Annotated in this window: 11 protein-coding genes; 6 read left to right on the forward strand and 5 right to left on the reverse strand. The window is 35.0% G+C overall.

Annotation, left to right across the window (positions count from 1 at the left end):
• Positions 1 to 112: 112 nt before the first annotated feature.
• From KHA90_RS01210 to KHA90_RS01225, 4 genes are all read right to left on the reverse strand, one after another.
• A complete protein-coding gene (locus KHA90_RS01210) occupies positions 113 to 4078 on the reverse strand; it encodes a family 16 glycosylhydrolase (RefSeq protein ID WP_213294012.1) in 3966 nt (1321 codons plus the stop codon).
• Between the two features lie 1104 nt (positions 4079 to 5182).
• Complete coding sequence (locus KHA90_RS01215; RefSeq protein WP_213294015.1) at positions 5183 to 8113, reverse strand: triple tyrosine motif-containing protein; 2931 nt, start codon at positions 8111 to 8113, stop codon at positions 5183 to 5185.
• Positions 8114 to 8616: 503 nt separating this feature from the next.
• Positions 8617 to 9249, reverse strand: a complete 633-nt coding sequence (locus KHA90_RS01220; RefSeq protein WP_213294018.1) for an HAD family hydrolase — start codon at positions 9247 to 9249, stop codon at positions 8617 to 8619.
• Positions 9250 to 9328: 79 nt separating this feature from the next.
• Entirely contained in the window at positions 9329 to 9805 is a 477-nt protein-coding gene (locus KHA90_RS01225) for an NUDIX domain-containing protein (protein WP_213294020.1), read from the reverse strand.
• Positions 9806 to 9981: 176 nt separating this feature from the next.
• Here KHA90_RS01225 and KHA90_RS01230 point away from each other — a divergent pair, with 176 nt between their 5' ends.
• The gene (locus KHA90_RS01230; protein WP_244860221.1) at positions 9982 to 11175 is read left to right on the forward strand and encodes a DUF4861 family protein; all 1194 of its coding nucleotides are present in this window, start codon (positions 9982 to 9984) and stop codon (positions 11173 to 11175) included.
• Between the two features lie 214 nt (positions 11176 to 11389).
• Here KHA90_RS01230 and KHA90_RS01235 read toward each other — a convergent pair whose 3' ends face one another.
• Positions 11390 to 12427, reverse strand: coding sequence for a LacI family DNA-binding transcriptional regulator (locus tag KHA90_RS01235; RefSeq protein ID WP_317197365.1), 1038 nt, complete (start codon positions 12425 to 12427; stop codon positions 11390 to 11392).
• A 362-nt stretch (positions 12428 to 12789) separates the two neighbouring features.
• Here KHA90_RS01235 and KHA90_RS01240 point away from each other — a divergent pair, with 362 nt between their 5' ends.
• The 5 genes from KHA90_RS01240 to KHA90_RS01260 all read left to right on the forward strand — a co-directional run bounded on the left by KHA90_RS01240 (position 12790) and on the right by KHA90_RS01260 (position 18340).
• Positions 12790 to 13239, forward strand: coding sequence for a YhcH/YjgK/YiaL family protein (locus KHA90_RS01240; RefSeq protein ID WP_213294022.1), 450 nt, complete (start codon positions 12790 to 12792; stop codon positions 13237 to 13239).
• 4 nt (positions 13240 to 13243) lie between these two features.
• Entirely contained in the window at positions 13244 to 13906 is a 663-nt protein-coding gene (locus tag KHA90_RS01245; protein ID WP_213294024.1) for a bifunctional 4-hydroxy-2-oxoglutarate aldolase/2-dehydro-3-deoxy-phosphogluconate aldolase, read from the forward strand.
• A gap of 182 nt (positions 13907 to 14088) precedes the next feature.
• Entirely contained in the window at positions 14089 to 14901 is an 813-nt protein-coding gene (locus KHA90_RS01250; protein ID WP_213294026.1) for an SDR family oxidoreductase, read from the forward strand.
• A 393-nt stretch (positions 14902 to 15294) separates the two neighbouring features.
• Positions 15295 to 16479, forward strand: a complete 1185-nt coding sequence (gene uxuA, locus KHA90_RS01255) for a mannonate dehydratase (RefSeq protein WP_213294028.1) — start codon at positions 15295 to 15297, stop codon at positions 16477 to 16479.
• A 280-nt stretch (positions 16480 to 16759) separates the two neighbouring features.
• A complete protein-coding gene (locus tag KHA90_RS01260; RefSeq protein WP_244860222.1) occupies positions 16760 to 18340 on the forward strand; it encodes a DUF4955 domain-containing protein in 1581 nt (526 codons plus the stop codon).
• The last annotated feature ends 281 nt before the right edge of the window (positions 18341 to 18621 follow it).

Raw genomic sequence — 18621 nt, forward strand, 5'->3', positions numbered from 1 at the left:
TGGGGTTACGTAAATAGATTTCCGAATTAAATCTCTTTTGAAAAAACTATAATTAATCTGCCGGGCGTACTGCTAAAACTAACAAAGACAATACACCCAACAGATTTTATAATTATTGCTTAATCAATTTTTTAGACCAGCTTTTTTGATCTGATTTAAAGTTCAGAATGTAGATTCCTTTTTTAATTCTGCTAATATCAATTTGACTTTCATTGACATCAGCATCGATTTTTTTCTCAAATAATAATGTTCCTGAATTATCATAAATTGTTACCGTTTTATTGTCTAAATTTTCAGGCAATGAAAGTTGAACAGTATTATTGGCAGGGTTTGGATACATTACAAAAGCTGTATTTGTTACTTCAGATTCTTCAATAACAGCCGACGCTTTTTTAGCCGATGAAGCAGATCCATAAGCTTCGATTTCGAATAAAGAATATCCGTATGGAGCCAAAGCTTTTGCGGTACATAAAATACGAATGTATCTTCCGGTTCCGCTTACCGCTAAATCATCTGTTCCGCCATCGCTTGCCGTTTGTGTGTTTACAGTTTCATTTTCGGTGAAAACATTATCTGTAGAAATCTGTACTTTATATTGCGTTGCAAAAGCGGCTTCCCATTTCAAAACCACACGATTAATGTTGTAATTAGCTCCTAAATCAACATAAATCCATTCTGATGCATTAGCAAAACTACTCGCCCATCTTGTTACAGTTGCATCGCCATCTGTGGCTTTCGCCGAAGAATAAGTTGCGTTTTCTTCTGTAGAAGCAGTTGCTGTTTTGGCTAAAGCCAAATTGACATTGTTATTTGGCGGCGTAATATTGCGAACAGTAACATCGCTAAAAACTCCCGTTGCCAAAGTTCCGTTTGCATGAGATGTAACTGCCATTCCCACATAAATTGTATTGGCCATTGCAATCGTTCTTGGCGTTCCTATTTGTGTCCACGTCGTTCCATTATCAGATGAATAGGAAGTGAAAACATTTCCAGCTCTTGTAATACGAAGCCATTTTGGCGTTGTTCCCGCTGCTCCCTGCTGAATTGTTGGTACAGCAACCGCATCTCTTGATAAAAACTCAACTCCTGCCGCAGCTGTAATATTGGTCATTGCGTGTTTTGATGTTGGCGTAAGCGTTTCACGAAACATTACTCCCGCTTTTGCGTAAGTATTTGTGTTTGTAAGCGAATTTACTTTGGCAATAATTTCAGCATCACCAGTAATAGACTGATTTACAAACTGAAATTGATCGCTTGATTCCCAAATATCAGTTCCGGATCCTTTGATTGTGAAAGTTCCGTTTGCATGAGTTGCTTCTCCTGCCGGCGTAACTGCCCCAAGATCCTGACTAATCCAAGGCGATGGTAAAGTTGCCGGAGGAACATCTGTAGAAACTAAATTCACAGCTCTGATATTATCAAAATAATACGTATTTCCAGAGTTTGTTCCCGGTTCTAATAAAAAAACAAAACGATTTACTTCACTGTCTAAAGTGGAAGCATCTGGTGCGCTTGCGTATGAAAACACAAGTGTATGCCAAGTATTTGTCTGTTTTACAACGGCTTGGTAAATACTATGTCTTCCCACAGGATAATTGGACGGAATCGAAGCGCTGCTTTCTGCCTGCCAGGAAATTACTGATCCAACAGGAGCCGAAGTGTACACATCCATAGCAAACTTTTTAGTCCCGGTTTTGAAATCCCCAATATTTGTTAAAGTTGTATTGAATGCAAAATTATCATACAATTCAGTTGATTTTCTAACATATTTTCCAACGTTTGATGATGTATTTATTCCGCTTGCGCTTGGGTTTGCCGTGTTTGGCGTATAAGTTCCAATCGCGTCTCTGAAAGTAATATTGTGAACGGTTTGATAATCCTCATAAACTACTCCCGGTGTAAAAGTGTCCGGTAATTTTGTTGAACCAATTCTGATATTATCAAAATAATAAGTATCGCTTGTATAAGAACCTGAATTGACTAAAATCACCATTTGGTTTACAGCCAAGTTTGAAGTTCCTTCATCCGGACTTGAATTATAATAGAAAGTCAGGGTTTCCCATTGATTTTGTTTTGTCGTGATCGCTACATAATTACTGTTTCTTCCTGTTGGAAAATTCGCCGGAAGCGATGTTGCGCTATTCTCTAAATTCAGACTCACAACAGTACCAATTGGCGCTGTAGTATAAACATCAATCATGATTTTTTTCGTCTGATTTTTTAGTAAACCTGCATCTTCAATATTGTTTTGTGTCTTGAAGAAAAGTACATCATATTGTTCCGTTACATTTCGAACATATTTTGCCACATTAGCAGAATTATTTACGGCATTTGCACCCGGATTTGCTACTACAGAATATACTCCGGTTGTTGTTCCTTTTATGATTTTATTGATTCCGTCATAGTTTTGCAGAACATCAGTAGAAATGATCGGTTTCTCCGGAGCAGCTCTTGTAAGCAGATTATCAAAATAATAAGTCGTTCCCGAATTCGAATTTGATTCAAAAAGAAAAACCACCGTATTGATTGACAATGCGCTTGTATTTGGGTCAATTACTTTTTCGAATTCAAATTCAATAGTTTCCCATTTGTTTTGAACTGTTGTTGTAGCTTTGTAACCGCTGTGTCTTCCTGACGGAAAATTAATTGCCGTTGTTACTAGACTATTTTCGAGTTGCATCGAAATTTTAGTTCCAACAGGCGCCGAAGTGTAGATATCAAAAGAAATCTTTTTTCTGCCATAAACATAATCGTTCGCATTGCTAATTACTAAGTTTTTGATATTCATAACATCATACAATTCAGATGCATTACGAACATATTTCCCTACCAAAGCAGAAGTATTAATTCCAGTAGCCGAAGGATTTGCCACGGCTTCTGTCAAAACTCCCGTTTTAAGTCCGTAAACTATATTTCTATTCGATTGAAAATCTTCGTGAATTTTTTCTACCGGCAAAGGAACCTCAGTTATTACAGCCAGTTTATAAGTATTTGAAGCACACCCAGAAACTGTTGTAGCCACTGCTACATCTCCGCCAGTAGTTCCCCAGTTTACCGTAATCGTATTAGTTCCTTGTCCTGAAGTAATTGTTGCTCCGGCGGGAACTGTCCAGTTGTAAGTTGCTCCCGCAATTGCATTTATAGAATAGGTTTTATTAACTTCGTTATTATAAACTTTTGCATCACCCAAAACTCCGTAAGTAAAACTTCCGCTGTAAACGCGAACATAATCTACTTGTAATTTTGCAGGAAAGTCACCCGGAATTGGCTCTACTCCTGCTCCGTTTACACTTGTATAAGGCGTTCCTACGCTACCAACAGCAAGATTTAAAATGATATAAAACTGTTGATCGTTAAAAGGCCAGCCACCATTTACAGTGGTTTGTGGTGTAGCAGTATGAAATAAATTGCCATCAATAAACCATTTAATGATATTTGGTCCCCATTCTACCGCGTAAATATGAAATTCTGTCGACAAATCAGTTGGCGAAGTGTAGCTTCTGCCCGTATAATGATATCCGCCACCATCGTAATGAATTGTGCCGTCTACATTTTTTGGGTTTCTGTGTTTGGCTTCCATAATATCAATTTCACCTGTAAAAGGCCAGTTTGAAGTTCCGGCAGGTAACATCCAGAATGCCGGCCAAGCGCCCATTCCCGATGATAATTTCATACGGGCTTCGATTCTTCCGTACTTGATGGCGTATTTGCCTTCGGTAGTTAATTTTGCTGAGGAATACGGTTGTGCAGGAAATGATGCATTAGGCTCGTATTTTGCCTGAATGTTCAAATAGCTATTCGTTCCTTCCTTGACAATTGTTGCCTGATTTGGATCGTAGCGTTGTGCTTCACCATTTCCGAATCCGCAAAGTGACGGACAGCCGTTTCCGGAAATACTTTGCCATTTCGTGGCATCTACAGTTGTGCCGTTAAATTCATCTGCCCAAATTAAAGTACTGCATTGTGCCTGAATTTTTAAAAAGGGCGACAATACTATAATTATCAGAATGAGGCACCTTTTAAATAAATTGTAATTGCTTCTCGGTGGTCGGCCGAAAATGAAGTCATTTTGTTTCATTTTTTTAATTTTTTGTTAGTAAAGATTATTACCGCAATAAAAACCGACTTTGTAAAAAATAGATTGTTATTTTAATAATAGTGGGACAATATTAACAAATAATTGAGGTAAGACTTACATTTTAAGATACGGTTTGACTACGGTGTTTGTAAAAAAATGTAATAATCAGCTTTCAAAAAGCGTAAAACTACTTAGGATTTTACTGATAGTACAAAGTGGCTTAAGGTTGATTTTTAAAGACAATCTACATGAGTTTTTGTTTATAAGAATTCGTGATAAAATATTCGCCACAGATTAAAAAGATTTTATTTCACGCAGATTAGGCAGATTTTAGCAGATTTAAATTTTGGATAATCATCTGCTTAAATCTTTTTTAGATCCTTTTTTAAATCTGCGTGAAAATATTCGCCACAGATTAAAAAGATTTTATTTCACGCAGATTATGCAGATTTTAGCAGATTTAAATTTTGGATAATCATCTGCTTAAATCTTTTTTAGATCCTTTTTAAATCTGCGTAAAATATTCGCCACAGATTAAAAAGATTTTATTTCACGCAGATTTTAGCAGATTTTAGCAGATTTAAATTTTTGATAATCATCTGCGTAAATCTTTTTTAGATCCTTTTTTAAATCTGCGTGAAATATTCGCCACAGATTAAAAAGATTTTATTTCAGGCAGATTGAGCAGATTTTAGCAGATTTAATTTAGATAATCATCTGCGTAAATCTTTTTTAGATCCTTTTTTAAATCTGCGTGAAAATATTCGACAAAAGATTAAAAAAATATTATTTCTCGCAGATTTTAGCAGATTTTAGCAGATTTAAATTTTGGATAATCATCTGCTTAAATCTTTTTTAGATCCTTTTTTAAATCTGCGTGAAAATATTCGACAAAAGATTAAAAAGATTTTATTTCACGCAGATTAAGCAGATTTAATTTAGATGATCATCTGCTTAAATCTGCTTAAATCTTTTTAAAATCTGCGTGAAAATATTTGCCACAGATTAAAATCTGCTCACCCGAGCGATAGCGAACAGGCGAAGCAATCTGCCTCCCGATAGCTATCGGGACTATGTGTTAAAAAAAATCACACGTCAAGTAATCTAGAAATTCAATATAAACTCCGTGATATTTGCTTCAGATGAAAGCTGTAACTTTTTACGAATACGATATCTTGTGTCTTCAACTCCACGGACAGAGATTCCCAAAAGCGGCGCAATTTCTTTCGTATTGAAATTCATTCGCAAATAGGCACACAAACGCATATCACGCGGAGTCAATTCCGGGAAACTCGTTTTTAAACGCTGCATAAAGTTATCATGAAGCTGATTAAAAATTTCTTCAAACTCGTTCCAATGCTGATCTCCCTGTAATTCGTGATCGATGATTCGGTTGATTTTTTTCAATAAATCAAAATTGGTATTAAAATCATTCTTCTTATCAATCTGACCAATGAGTTCTTTTATCGAAAGTAAAATTTCATTTAAATGAATAAGATTCACCGTATTCGAAGCCACTTTAGCATTTTTGAGATTAATCGTCGTTTCGAGATTTTCCCGCATAATTGCCATATTTTCCTGTTCTAATGCCAATTTTTGTTCGTTTAATTCCGCACGATTACGGAGCAATTCTTTTTCCTGACTCAGAATCAATTGTTCCCGATCGCGTTCTGCGAGATTTTTTTGGTATTTAATAATCGTATAAAGTAAAACGCCAAAAAGTATCAGGTACAAAATATAAGCCCAAATTGTTCTATACCACGGCGGCAGAATTTCAAATTTAAAAACGGCTTCTTCACTTTCAACATCATATATATTTTTTGCTCGTACATGAAAAATGTATTCGTTCTCGGGTAAATTCGTGTATTCTTTTTCCGTCTGAAGATTCCAGTCTGACCATTTTGGTTCAAAACCTTCGAGCCAATATTCGTATTTTGTGGCATCGGCTTCATCATAACAAAGTGACGCAAACGAAAAATGCAACGCGTTATTAGAATACGACAAAACGGGAGAAAGTGCATTATTTGCCGATGATGTATTATAAGGAAGAACATCATATCGACTGGAAAACAACAAACTATCTTTAGGGAATATACATTTCACTTCAGAAATAACAGCTTTATATTTCGTTTGATATTTTTTGGTTTTAGTAGTATTATAATGAATCAAACCATCTTGAGTTCCAAAAAATACATCTCCGTTTGCAGTCGTCTGAATATTCTCAAAACCCGGAATATACAAATACCTTAGTTTTCTAAAAGGGAGTTCTTCAACAGCAAAATTATGATTTTCGGTTTCTACAATCTTTCCGGTATTTTCACCTGATATGTACCAGATATTATTTTTATTGTCCGGTTTCAGCAAACGAATATGGTTTTCGGTTCCAAGATATTTCTTAAAAATACGATCCTGAATCATTTTCTTCGAATGAGGATCTTGTTTGTAAACGCCTTTTGTGGTTCCAAAAAGAATCTTATTATTTATCTTGAAAGTGTTCAGAAAGAGACTTGACGGAAAACCATCTGCCTGATTGAAAAACTCAATTTTTGAAACGGCATCAAATGTTGCATTAAAATTGATTTTGTAAATCCCCTTATATCCGTGTGCAATCCAGATATTGTTTGCTTTATCGGTTACAATGATTCGGCTGCTTTCCTGAAAACCCTTTATTTTGTGCTGATACACCCATGAATTATTAATTTTCTTCAATAAATACAATCCGTTATATCCGCCAACTAACAATAAATCAGGATGATTCGGAATCAGAATCCCTTGCCACGCGCCATCTGTTTTGGCTAATAATTGTGCCGAATTTCCTTTTATTTCATAGATTCCGTTTTTTTCAAATGCCAAAAGCGAATTGCCAAAAATACCCACATTCCACACATTCTCTGACATTCCTGAAATATGCTGAAAGTGAACATTTTCATGCTGACCATTTTTATACGCTTCCCAATCGAGCCAGAAAACACCATTATCTGTGGCGATATAAAGTTTGTTTTGATAAATCTGACTACAATATATCTTGGTTTCAGCATTTGATGCATCCAGTATTTTTGATAAAGGCGACGAAATCTGAATCAGTGAGATTCCTTCTTTAAGGGTAACCCATAAATTACCTGCGACATCCATTTTAAGATTTGTCACATAATCATTCTGCAAACCCATTTGTTTGTTGATATGCTGAATCAAATTTCCTGTACTATCAATAACTATTAGCCCGGATTGTCGCGTTCCAATGCCGATATAACCATCAGAAAGTAAAATTCCGGTTGTGATCTGACTTTGTTTGAGCAGATTATCAACTTTGGTCACAAAAGGTTGTAGCTGATTATTTTTAAATGTAAAAAGTCCGTTTTTTTGAGTGAGAATTAATAAACCTTCTTTGGTTTTAAAAGCTTTTCTGATTTTCATTCCGGCAAACTTTTGCCCGTTTTCAACCGGTATTAAAACATCGTTTTTGAGTTTTAATAATCCTTTTACATTGTCTAAAACATAAATATCTGACGTAACATGAAAGACCTCATCAAAATTAGAATCTGACTTTATAACCTTGATTTTGTTGTTTTTATAAATGAATATCTTTTCATTAGAGAAAAAAACGACTTCATCATGAAGCACAACGGTATATAAAACATCTCCAAAATTCTGGTCTGAAGCCGATAATAATTTCAGTAAAGAGGAGTATTTGTATTGTCCGTTTGCTAACTGAACGACGTAACCAAATTCGCCCTGAGCGCCAACATAAATTTTGTCATTTTTATCAATTGCAAGGGACCGAACCATACTTTTGTTTTGCGGCTGCGTGACAATATTCCATCGCACGCCATCAAATTGCATGATTCCAAAATGATTCGCAAAAAACATCATTCCTTTAGAATCCTGTAAAACATCCCAATTTTCAGAGGCAGCTTTATAGGTTTTCGGGTTATAATTTGTGATAAATGGAACTCCAATTTTTTTAATTTGGGCATTCAAAATTGGATATAAAAGGGATATCGATAGAACTAAAATTCTAATTAAAAATTTTGTCATTTTTGTTTCTGTCTGTAGGTTAGTTCACGGTTTTTTACAACCACAATCTTAAAAAAACAACCTCTTTGGGAGAAGGTATTTTTAAAGATCTATAGACATTCATATTTATACTACTAAAATTATAATTTGATAATTTGTTGTGATAAAAAAAACGAATCTCTTTATCCAAATATATAAAAATTTATTTTAATGTAACAAATTACATTCAAATTAGATAATTTGATAATGAGGGAATATAAAATTTGATAATGAGGGAATTTGATAATTAGATAATGTTTGAAATGCGAAAGCTTTGTCAAAGTTTTAAAACTTTGACAAAGCTTATTGGTTTTATTGGTTCTAGTGTGATTTCTCCTTCCGTCGAAATGACAGAGTTAGCGTGAATCTGAAACAAATGTCAAACCCGACAGGTTTTAAAAACCTGTCGGGTTTACTCGTATTACTTAAAAGCTCATTCAAACAAAGAAAAACTGAAAACTGAGACCGAAAACTGAGACTAAAAACTAAATAATCTCACTTAACTCCTCATAACTACTAAAAAGAACTGCGCCTTCTTTTTCTAAATCTTGGTTGTTGAATCCGTTTGCAAAACCGTACACTTTAAATCCGCCAGTTATTCCCGAAATTACTCCGGCTCTACTGTCTTCGATTACGATGCAGTCTTTTACATCAAAACCCATTTCTTTTGCGGCGTGCAGAAAAATTCCAGGTTCCGGTTTCCAGCTATTAATCTCGTACGAACTGTATATTTTATTTTCGAATTTATTGAGTAATCCTGCGACTTCAAGATTGAGTCTGATTTTATCAACCGGACCACTCGAAGCCACACAATACGGAATTTTTAAGTTATTGATGAATTCAAGAACGCCTTCCATGGGTTTTACCTGTGTTTTAAAGGCTTCAAAACTTTTCTGGCGATAATCTGCTTCAAAAGTATCCGGAAGTTTTTTGCCTATAGCATTCTCAATAAACAGGAAACATTCCTTTAATTTACGACCGTTAAAATCACGATACGCATCTTCCAGTTTCATCTTAAATCCATATTCCGCTGCCATTTCAAGCATGATTCCGTTACCAATTTTTTCAGTATCTACAAGAACTCCATCACAATCGAAAATTATACATTTAACTTCCATAATCTCTATTTACATTTTTAATTATTCGGCTTGACCGAAAATGTAAATTACGAAATTATTATTTAAGCGAATGCATATTTTAGATCGAAGAAGAAATTTTTGAGATAATCTGAACAATAAAATCAGCCTGTGCGGGATTTATTTTTTTCAGCGCTTCTGCAGATTGAAACCATTCGGCTCTGTCAATTTCAGGAAAGCATTTCATACTTCCGGATTTTGGCGGCCATTCCATTTCAAATTCATTGCTTTTTACAAGAGTCACATCAATATCAAATTCCAACGCCCATGCAAGAACGGTTTTGCCTGACTTAAGCTTAACCGATTGAAGCGCAATAAAATCATCTTCAGATTCACTTTCTAATGTAAAACCGGTTTCTTCCTGAAATTCGCGTTGGGCAGCAAGCAAAGGATCTTCGTCATCTGTAAATTCTCCTTTAGGAATTGACCAACTTTCCAGATCTTTATTCTTCCAAAATGGACCACCAGGATGCACCAATAAAAAATAAATTGTTTTATCTATAAATTTGTAGAGTAATATGCCGGCGCTTTTTTTCATGGAGATTAATTTTACTTTATAAAGATAAAATTCTTTGCTGAACCTGAATTATATAATTACAAAGATTTCCTCTATAATTATCTCATTTTAAGATTTATGTACATTTTTACCCCAATTCTGTATTTCTGTGTAATAATTGATTTGTAAATTTATAATTCATAAAATGCTTTCCGCTTTTGAAAATTAAAAACAATACAGCTTTGAAAAAATATCTGATATTCACCGCGATTCTGGCAAGTAGTTTTGCCGTTCATTCTCAAAATAAAATTATTACAGTAACCAATTCTCTGCCAATAGATCGGGAATTTGAAACGGTTGAATTAACTAAAAAATCACTCAAACTGCCTTCTTCGGTAAAATTGGAAGATTATACGGTAAAAGAAATAAGTTCTAATTTGGTTTTAGAAACCCAAACTGTAGATAATGATGGCGATGGAATCATGGATGTTTTGTTGTTTCAGCCAAAAATAAGTGGTTCATCATCTAAAGAATTTGAAATTAAATTATCGGATAATTCTTCGGCAACTAAAAACATCAATTGTTATTCGCGCTTTGTTCCGGAACGTACGGACGATTATGCGTGGGAAAATAACAAAGTAGCTTTTAGAACTTATGGTCCTGTTGCACAAAAAATGGTCGAAGATAAAGTTGCCGGCGGAACTTTGACAAGCGGAATCGATGCGTGGCTGAAAAGAGTCGATTATCCAATAATTAATAAATGGTACGAAAAAGCAACAAACGGAACGGGAACGTATCATAAAGATACGGGCGAAGGTTTGGATAATTTTCATGTGGGCGATAGTCGTGGCGTTGGCGGAATTGCCGTTAAAGTCGATGATAAATATTATTTTTCGAAGAATTTCACCTCTTGGAAAACTATTACAACTGGTCCTATCAGAACGAGTTTTATCCTGACGTACGCTAATTGGGACGCAAATGGAAAAAAAATAACCGAATCTAAACTTATAAGCCTGGATTACGGAAGTTATCTTTCTCGTTTTGAAATCAATATTACGGGAACAAAATCTATTGCGGCAGGATTAACACTTCATGATAAAAAAGGCACTATTGGAACCAATATTAAGGAAGGTTGGTTAAGTCATTGGGAACCAATCGATGATTCGGAAATTGGAACAGGAATTGTTGCACCAAAAAACACTTTAAAAAGTTTTGATAATCATATTACAAACGATAAAGATCTAAGTAATTTATACGGAAATATTGCTGTTAAAAACCATAAAGCAATCTATTACGTTGGTTTTGGTTGGAAAAAAGGAAGTCCGTTTCAAACTCAAAAAGATTGGGAAACGTATTTGAGCTCGTTTGCTGAGAAGGTAAATAATCCGCTTGTTGTTAAGATTAAGAAGTAGGAATTTATTGCTTGCGGGTTTTGCCCACGGATTTTACGGGTTAGAATCGGTTTTCACGGATTTTTATTTTGTTGTACGTAAAAACTTTGTCAAAGTTTTAAAGTTTGACAAAGGTGGTTGCGATAAACTTTACGACTTAGTAAATGGTAAAAGCGCGATTAAAATAAACCAGCGAAAACCAATTCAAACCCGTAAAATCCGCGGGCAAAAAAACCTAAACCGTTTTCTTCGCAGGAAAATAATTTTCTTTTAGAATAATTTCTAACGGAATATAATGGGTGTTTTCTACAGCTTCCTGCAAAACAAGTTTTTTATACAAATGAGCAATTCCCATATAACCCTGTTCTTCGGGTCTTTGGTTGATTAAAAAATCAATTACGCCTTTGTTTAGGTATTCGATATTTTCCTTTAATAAATCGTAACCAATAATACGAACGCCTTTTATACTGTTTTGTTCTAAAAATCTGGCGACAATGTAAGCTCTTGAATTTGGGACAAAAACACTGTTTATTCCTGAGAACATTTCGAGATTTAATTGATCGATTCCGGAATCTTTTATGGTAATTTCTGAAAATTTGAAGTTCGTAAGTTCATCATGATCTTTAAAAAAGGAATAAAAACCATCTATTCTTTGTAAATAAACTGAGGTACTTTCTATTTCTCTTGTGATTTTAAAAATCAGGATTTGCCTTTCGTTTTTTACAGCAAAACTACTTAATCTTCCGGCGAGATACCCACTTTGAAAAGCATCCTGACCAACATAAGCATGTTTGTTATTGCTGTCAATATTTGAATCGATCATGACAATCGGTATATTTTTCTTTTCGTATTCCTTTAAAAACCGAACGGATTCTTCATAGAAAATGGGCGCAAATAACAATCCGTCACAATCAAATTCTAATACTTTTTTGACAGACTCTTTAAACGAAACTTCATTAAAATCATAAAAGAAATAATCAAGCACAATCCCGAATTTATGAAATTCTACAGCTGCCTTTTCTATTCCGGCAATTTGGCTTTTCCAATATTCTAAATTTTCATACTGCGGTAAAAATACTGCAAAATGAAACTTTTTATTCAAGGCAAGATTACTCGCCAGAATATTTCGTTTATAACCATATTGTTCTATAATAGCATTCACTTTATCGACATTTTCCTGAGCAACCTGCCCACGATTATGGATAATCCGGTCAACAGTTCCGGGTGAAACGTTGGCGAGTTCGGCAATTTTTTTTATTGTTATGATATTGATTGTTTTTAAGTTAAATGATTCTGGATATCATTCTAAATTATTATTTTTTTATTAAATGCAGCTTGTTTAACCTAACTTTTTATATACATTTGTAATTACCGTGTGCGTACACGCAAATATACACATGTGTTTTATAAAAACTGTATTATTGATAAAAATTTTATTTAAATCTTTACAAAATAGAAGATTGATAATAACTTAAAAGTAAAACATATGACATATTAATATAATACTGACAATATAATGATTGATCTTTAAACACCAATAATCTAATACACATTATATAAAGTAATACTTTAATTAAAGTAAAACATTAATTAAGATGATATAGAACAATTTAGCAAAATATAAAACCAAATAAAATGATTGTAGATTCATTACAAAACGCTGCCAAATATTTCGGCCTTCATCCCAATTTTAAAAAAGCATTTGATTATGTAAGTCAAACAGATATCAGCATTCTTGAAGAAGGCGCTTTTGAGATTGCCGAAGGATTAAAAGTAATTGTAATTGTTGGTGAAGGTGCCACGAAAGAAGAAAGTATTAAGGGTTTTGAATGTCATGATAAAAATATTGACATTCAGATTTCGATAAAAGGACCTGAAACTTTTGCATGGAAGCCAAGGGAAAAATGTATTAGTCCAAATGGAGATTACAGCGACGAAAGAGATGTTCGTTTCTTTCATGATAAACCTGATATGTTTTTTAAATTACAGGAAAAACAGTTCGCTATTTTGTTTCCCGAGGATGTTCATGCAGCAATGATTGGCGAAGGAACACTTAAAAAAATAGTTATTAAAGTAAAAATCTAAAGTTATGAGCAGCATTCAAAACTCGATTGAGGTTATTGTGAACCAGGGAATTCTCCCACTCTATTTTGCAACAAGCGAAACTATTAGTGTTGAAGTCCTGAGAGCACTTTACAAAGCAAGAATAAGAGCTGTAGAATACACGAACAGAGGTCCTGAAGCGCTGTCCAACTTCACAAAAATGGTGTCGGTTCGAAATACCGAATTGCCTGAAATGTTATTAGGTATTGGAACTATTAAAAATGTAGAACAGGCTAAAGATTTTCACAATGCCGGAGCAGATTTTTTTATCAGTCCGGGTTTTGTCCCTGAAGTTGCGAGTTACTTAATTAGTAATCAACTTTTATATACTCCGGGTTGTATGACGCCTACAGAAATCATCGCCGCTGAAAATGCAGGAATCAAATTTGTTAAACTTTTTCCCGGAAATATTTTAGGAACGGAATTTTTGACCAGTATAAAGGACATTTTTCCATCTCTCACATTTATGACTACTGGCGGAGTTGAAACTACTCATGAAAGTATTGAAAGTTGGTTTATTGCCGGAGCTTCTGCTGTAGGTTTAGGAAGTAAACTCATCAGTAAAAAACGTATGGAAGAACAAGATTACGATGTAATTGAAAATGAAACTAAAAAAATGCTGGAAATCATCCAGACAATACGAAGATAAATAACTTTAAAAAAGCACACAGATAATTTTGCCACAGATTTTACAGATTAACACAGATTATTTTTTAAGAAAATCTTTTCTAATCTTTTTAATCTGTGGCAAAAAATAATAAACCCGATAATTGGGAACGAACTATATCTCTGTGTTAGAAAAAACATTACATATAAAATTTAAAAAATAATATGGATTCAGTATTTAACCTTAAAGGAAAAATTGCACTTATTACGGGTGGCGCCGGAGTTTTGGGAAGCAACTTTGCAAACGTTTTGGCAAAACAAGGCGTTATCGTTGGGATTGTTTCTCAATCGATTGAAAAAGCCAATAAAATAGTTGAAACAATAGAAAACAATGGCGGAAAAGCTTTTGCAATTCAGGCGAATGTTTTAAACAAGGAAGAATTAGAAAAAGCAAGGGATTTTATCGTTGAAAAATACGAAAAACTTGATATTTTAATTAATGCTGCTGGCGGAAATATGCCGGGTGCAACAATTAGTCCGGATCAGGCGATTTATGATTTAAAAGTCGAAGATTTACAAAAAGTAGTGGACCTTAATATTATTGGTACAATGTTGCCAACTCAGGTATTTTCTGAACTTTTTGCCAAACAAAAAACTGGAAATATCATAAATATTTCGTCGGCTTCGGCACAAAGACCTTTGACAAGAGTGGTTGGATATTCGGCTTCAAAAGCGGCAATTGATAATTTTACGCAATGGATGTCGGTTGAACTGGCTTCAAAATATGGCGAAGGAATTCGTGTAAATGCGATTTCTCCGGGATTTTTTATAGGAGAACAAAACCGTGCTTTATTATTGACTCCGGAAGGAGAACTGACGCCAAGAGGTCAAAAAATTATCGAACATACGCCAATGGGAAGATTTGGGAAACCGGAAGATATTGATGGCGCACTTTTATATTTATGCAGCGATATGTCAAAATTTGTTACGGGAACGATCTTAAAAGTCGATGGTGGATTTGCGGCAACAAGTATTTAATTTTTTTCATTTGCTTCTGCAAGGTTTTCAAAACTTTGCAGGTATAAAACACAACATATTTGTCTAGAATCTTTGTCATGGCACGCAGATGACACGGATTTGCTTTGCAAAGACGCGGATTTAAAGGGATTTTTTTATTTTAATTTTTAAAATATCATTGGTAGAAATGACATTTTAAAAATTAAGAATATTTCTTATAAAAATGAGTGCCCTAGCCCCGTCCCGATAGCTATCGGGAGTAGTGGAAATCTTTTTATTCTGGGGTTCAGAATAAAAGATTACTTCACTTAATTCTTATTTTTAATCGGAGTTCAGTGAACTTCGTTTGAAACGTCCCGATAGCTATCGGGAAGCGGGAAATAGCTCCTAAATATTAATAAAAATAAATTAAAAATGGAACAAACGTTAAGATGGTTCGGACCAAACGACCCAGTTTCTTTACAAGATATTAAGCAAACCGGAGCTACCGGAATTGTGACCGCATTACATCATATCCCGAACGGGCAAGTTTGGGATATTGAGGAAATTATTAAAAGAAAAGTTGAAATTGAACACGAAAATGGTGATCCTAAAAAAGGTGCATCTGGGTTAATATGGTCGGTTGTAGAAAGTATTCCGGTGCATGAAGATATTAAAAAACAAACCGGAAATTATCCTGAATACATTGAAAATTATAAGGAAAGTATCCGGAATCTGGCTTTGTGCGGGATAAAATGTATTTGCTACAATTTCATGCCGGTTTTAGACTGGTCGAGAACTGATTTAGCTTATGAAACGGCAGACGGATCAAAGGCGTTGCGTTTTGATATTAATGCTTTTGCGGCTTTTGAATTGTTTATTTTGAAAAGACCCGGAGCTGAAAATGAATACTCGGCAGCACAAATCGAAAAAGCGACAAAATATTTTGAAGCGATGACGGCTGCTGATAAAGTAAAATTACAGCAAAATATTCTTGCCGGACTTCCCGGCGCGGAAGAAGCATATTCTGTAGAAGATTTTCTAATTACTTTAAGCGGTTACAATCATATTGACAGAGCGGCTTTGAAGAAAAATTTATTCTATTTTTTAAAAGAAATTATTCCGGTTGCCGAAAGTAAAGGGGTTTTAATGGCGATTCATCCGGATGATCCTCCCTACCCGATTTTAGGTTTGCCAAGAGTGGTAAGTACGGAGGAAGATTTGATAGAATTAATGGCTGCTGCCGAATCAAAATCAAACGGATTCACGATGTGCACGGGTTCTTACGGTGTTCGTGCCGATAATGATTTACCGGGAATAGTAAGGCGTCACGGCGATAAAATGAACTTTATTCACCTAAGAAGCACTGAAAGAGATGCTGAAGGAAGTTTCTACGAAGCGAACCATCTTGAAGGCGATGTTGATATGTACGAGGTTGTAAAAGCGATTATTGAAGTCGAAAACAGCAATAATAGTCAATTGCCAATGCGTCCGGATCATGGTCACCAAATGCTGGATGATTTGAATAAAAAAACAAATCCGGGATATTCTGCTATTGGGCGTTTACGAGGTTTGGCTGAATTAAGAGGGCTTGAAATCGGAATTAAGAAGTCTTTATAAATTATTCTCGCAAGTAGCAGAGTTTTTTAACTGTGGCTATCCCAGAATTAAAAAAAATATTTCACGCAGATTTAAAAAAATTTAAGCAGATGGAGCAGATTAAATTAAAAGAATACTATTATAAATTTGCTGAAATCTGCCTAAATCTGCAAAATCTGCGTGAAACAAAAAATATTTGCGCCTTTGCGAGAAACACTAACTAACCACAAAATAACCACAAAACATGACCCGCCAAAACCTCATTATCTGTTGTAGCCTTTTCGTCAGTAGTATGAATATAATGGCACAGGATTTACCTAAAATTATTCAATCAAAAACAAATTATTTACCTGATTTTAGTTACGCTGGTTATCATTTCGGCGAAAGCCAAATTCCTGAATCGCAAGGAAAAATCATCAATGCGACTGATTTTGGCGTAAAAGCAAATGACGGTCTTGACGATTCTAAAGCTTTATTGAAGGCTGTAAAAGCCGCAAATGCTGTCGATGGAGATGTGATTTTGCAATTACCGGCAGGAACAATTATCTTAAGTGAAATTGTATATATCGAAAGAAGCAATTTCGTTTTTCGTGGCGCCGGATCTGGCGAAAAGGGAACAGAAATTTATTGCCCCAGACCAATGATGTATCTTAAAGACCCTGAATCTCTGGCCGAACTTAGAGAATATCTTACAACGCTTGATAAAAGACAGCGCGAACCTGAGAATAATATCGATTTACCTTTCTCGCAATACGCATGGTCGGGTGGATTTATCTGGGCGCAAATTCCCGGTGAACGTGTAAAATCATATTTGGATAAATACGAACCTACGCCAAATCCGCTTGCGAAAGTGAGTTCCGGAAATATGGGAGAACACGTTATCAATGTTTCGGAAGTAAAAGGGTTGAAAGTTGGCGATATTGTCGAGTTGCAATTGTTTAATAAAGATGGTGAAAACGGCGAAATCATCAAAGATTTATACAAAGGCGCAAATGTAAAACCGGGCTCTCATCATTGGAAATTTCCAAAACTGCCAATCGTGAGACAACAAGTTGAAATCACTAAAATTTCGAACTCAAAAATAACGATTAAAACACCTTTGACAATTGCGATAAAACCAGGTTATCAGGCGCAATTGGTAGAATGGAAACATTTAAACGAAGTAGGAATCGAACATATTCGTTTTACTTTCCCTGATATTCCAAGAGTGGCGCATCACGTTGAACCGGGAAATAATGCGATATTCTTAACGCGCGTTTTTAATAGCTGGGTGAAAGATGTCACGATTACGAATGCCGACAGCGGGATTTTATGCGAGGAAATATCGAATGTTACCATTCAGGATATTGTGACCGATGGTCCGCATATGTCTCATTATACGGTGACTTTGGGTGGCGTTCATAATGTTTTGGTTAAGAATTTGAAGATTTATAATAAAGCGGTTCATCCGTTAAGTTTCAACACTTTTGCTACTAAAAATGTTTACCAAAATTGTGAGATTTTTGCCGATGCACTTTTAGATCAGCATTCGGGGGCGAATCATCAAAATTTATTTGATCATATTACGGTGCATATTACGCCGGATAAAAACAATGGTTACTATTTATTTGGCGGTGGCGGTGCAGAATATTGGAAACCTTCGCACGGACCTTTCAGCACTTTCTGGAACTTGAATATTCAGGTTGAAAATGCGTCTGAAATTACTAAGCCAGTTTTACTTTACGGCATGAAAGATGGACCTTTTGCAAGGATTATTGGTGTGAATGGGAATGCTAAATTCGAAGTGAAATATGAACCTGATGCTTATACTGAGTTTTTGAATACGTCTATGGATAAAATTCCTTCGTTGTATGATTATCAGTTAAAAAAGCGGTTGAAGTAATTTTTTTTTAATCACGCAAAGACGCGAAGTCGCAAAGTTTTTTAAGTAACTATAAAGCGTAGTGTTTGTAATTTCGACCGAAGGGAGAAATCACACTAGTAATTCGACAAAGATTGACGATTTCTATGCGGAGTTTCGCGTGTGATTTCTCCTTCGTCGAAATGACATAAAATAAGGAATACCTCTGTCACTTTGCTCCTTTGCCTCTTTGCACCTTTGCTCCTTTGCACCTTTGCTCCTTTGCACCTTTGCACCTTTGAACCTTTGAACCTTTGAACCTT

The sequence above is a fragment of the Flavobacterium psychroterrae genome, from assembly GCF_018380615.1.
Classification (GTDB): domain Bacteria; phylum Bacteroidota; class Bacteroidia; order Flavobacteriales; family Flavobacteriaceae; genus Flavobacterium; species Flavobacterium psychroterrae.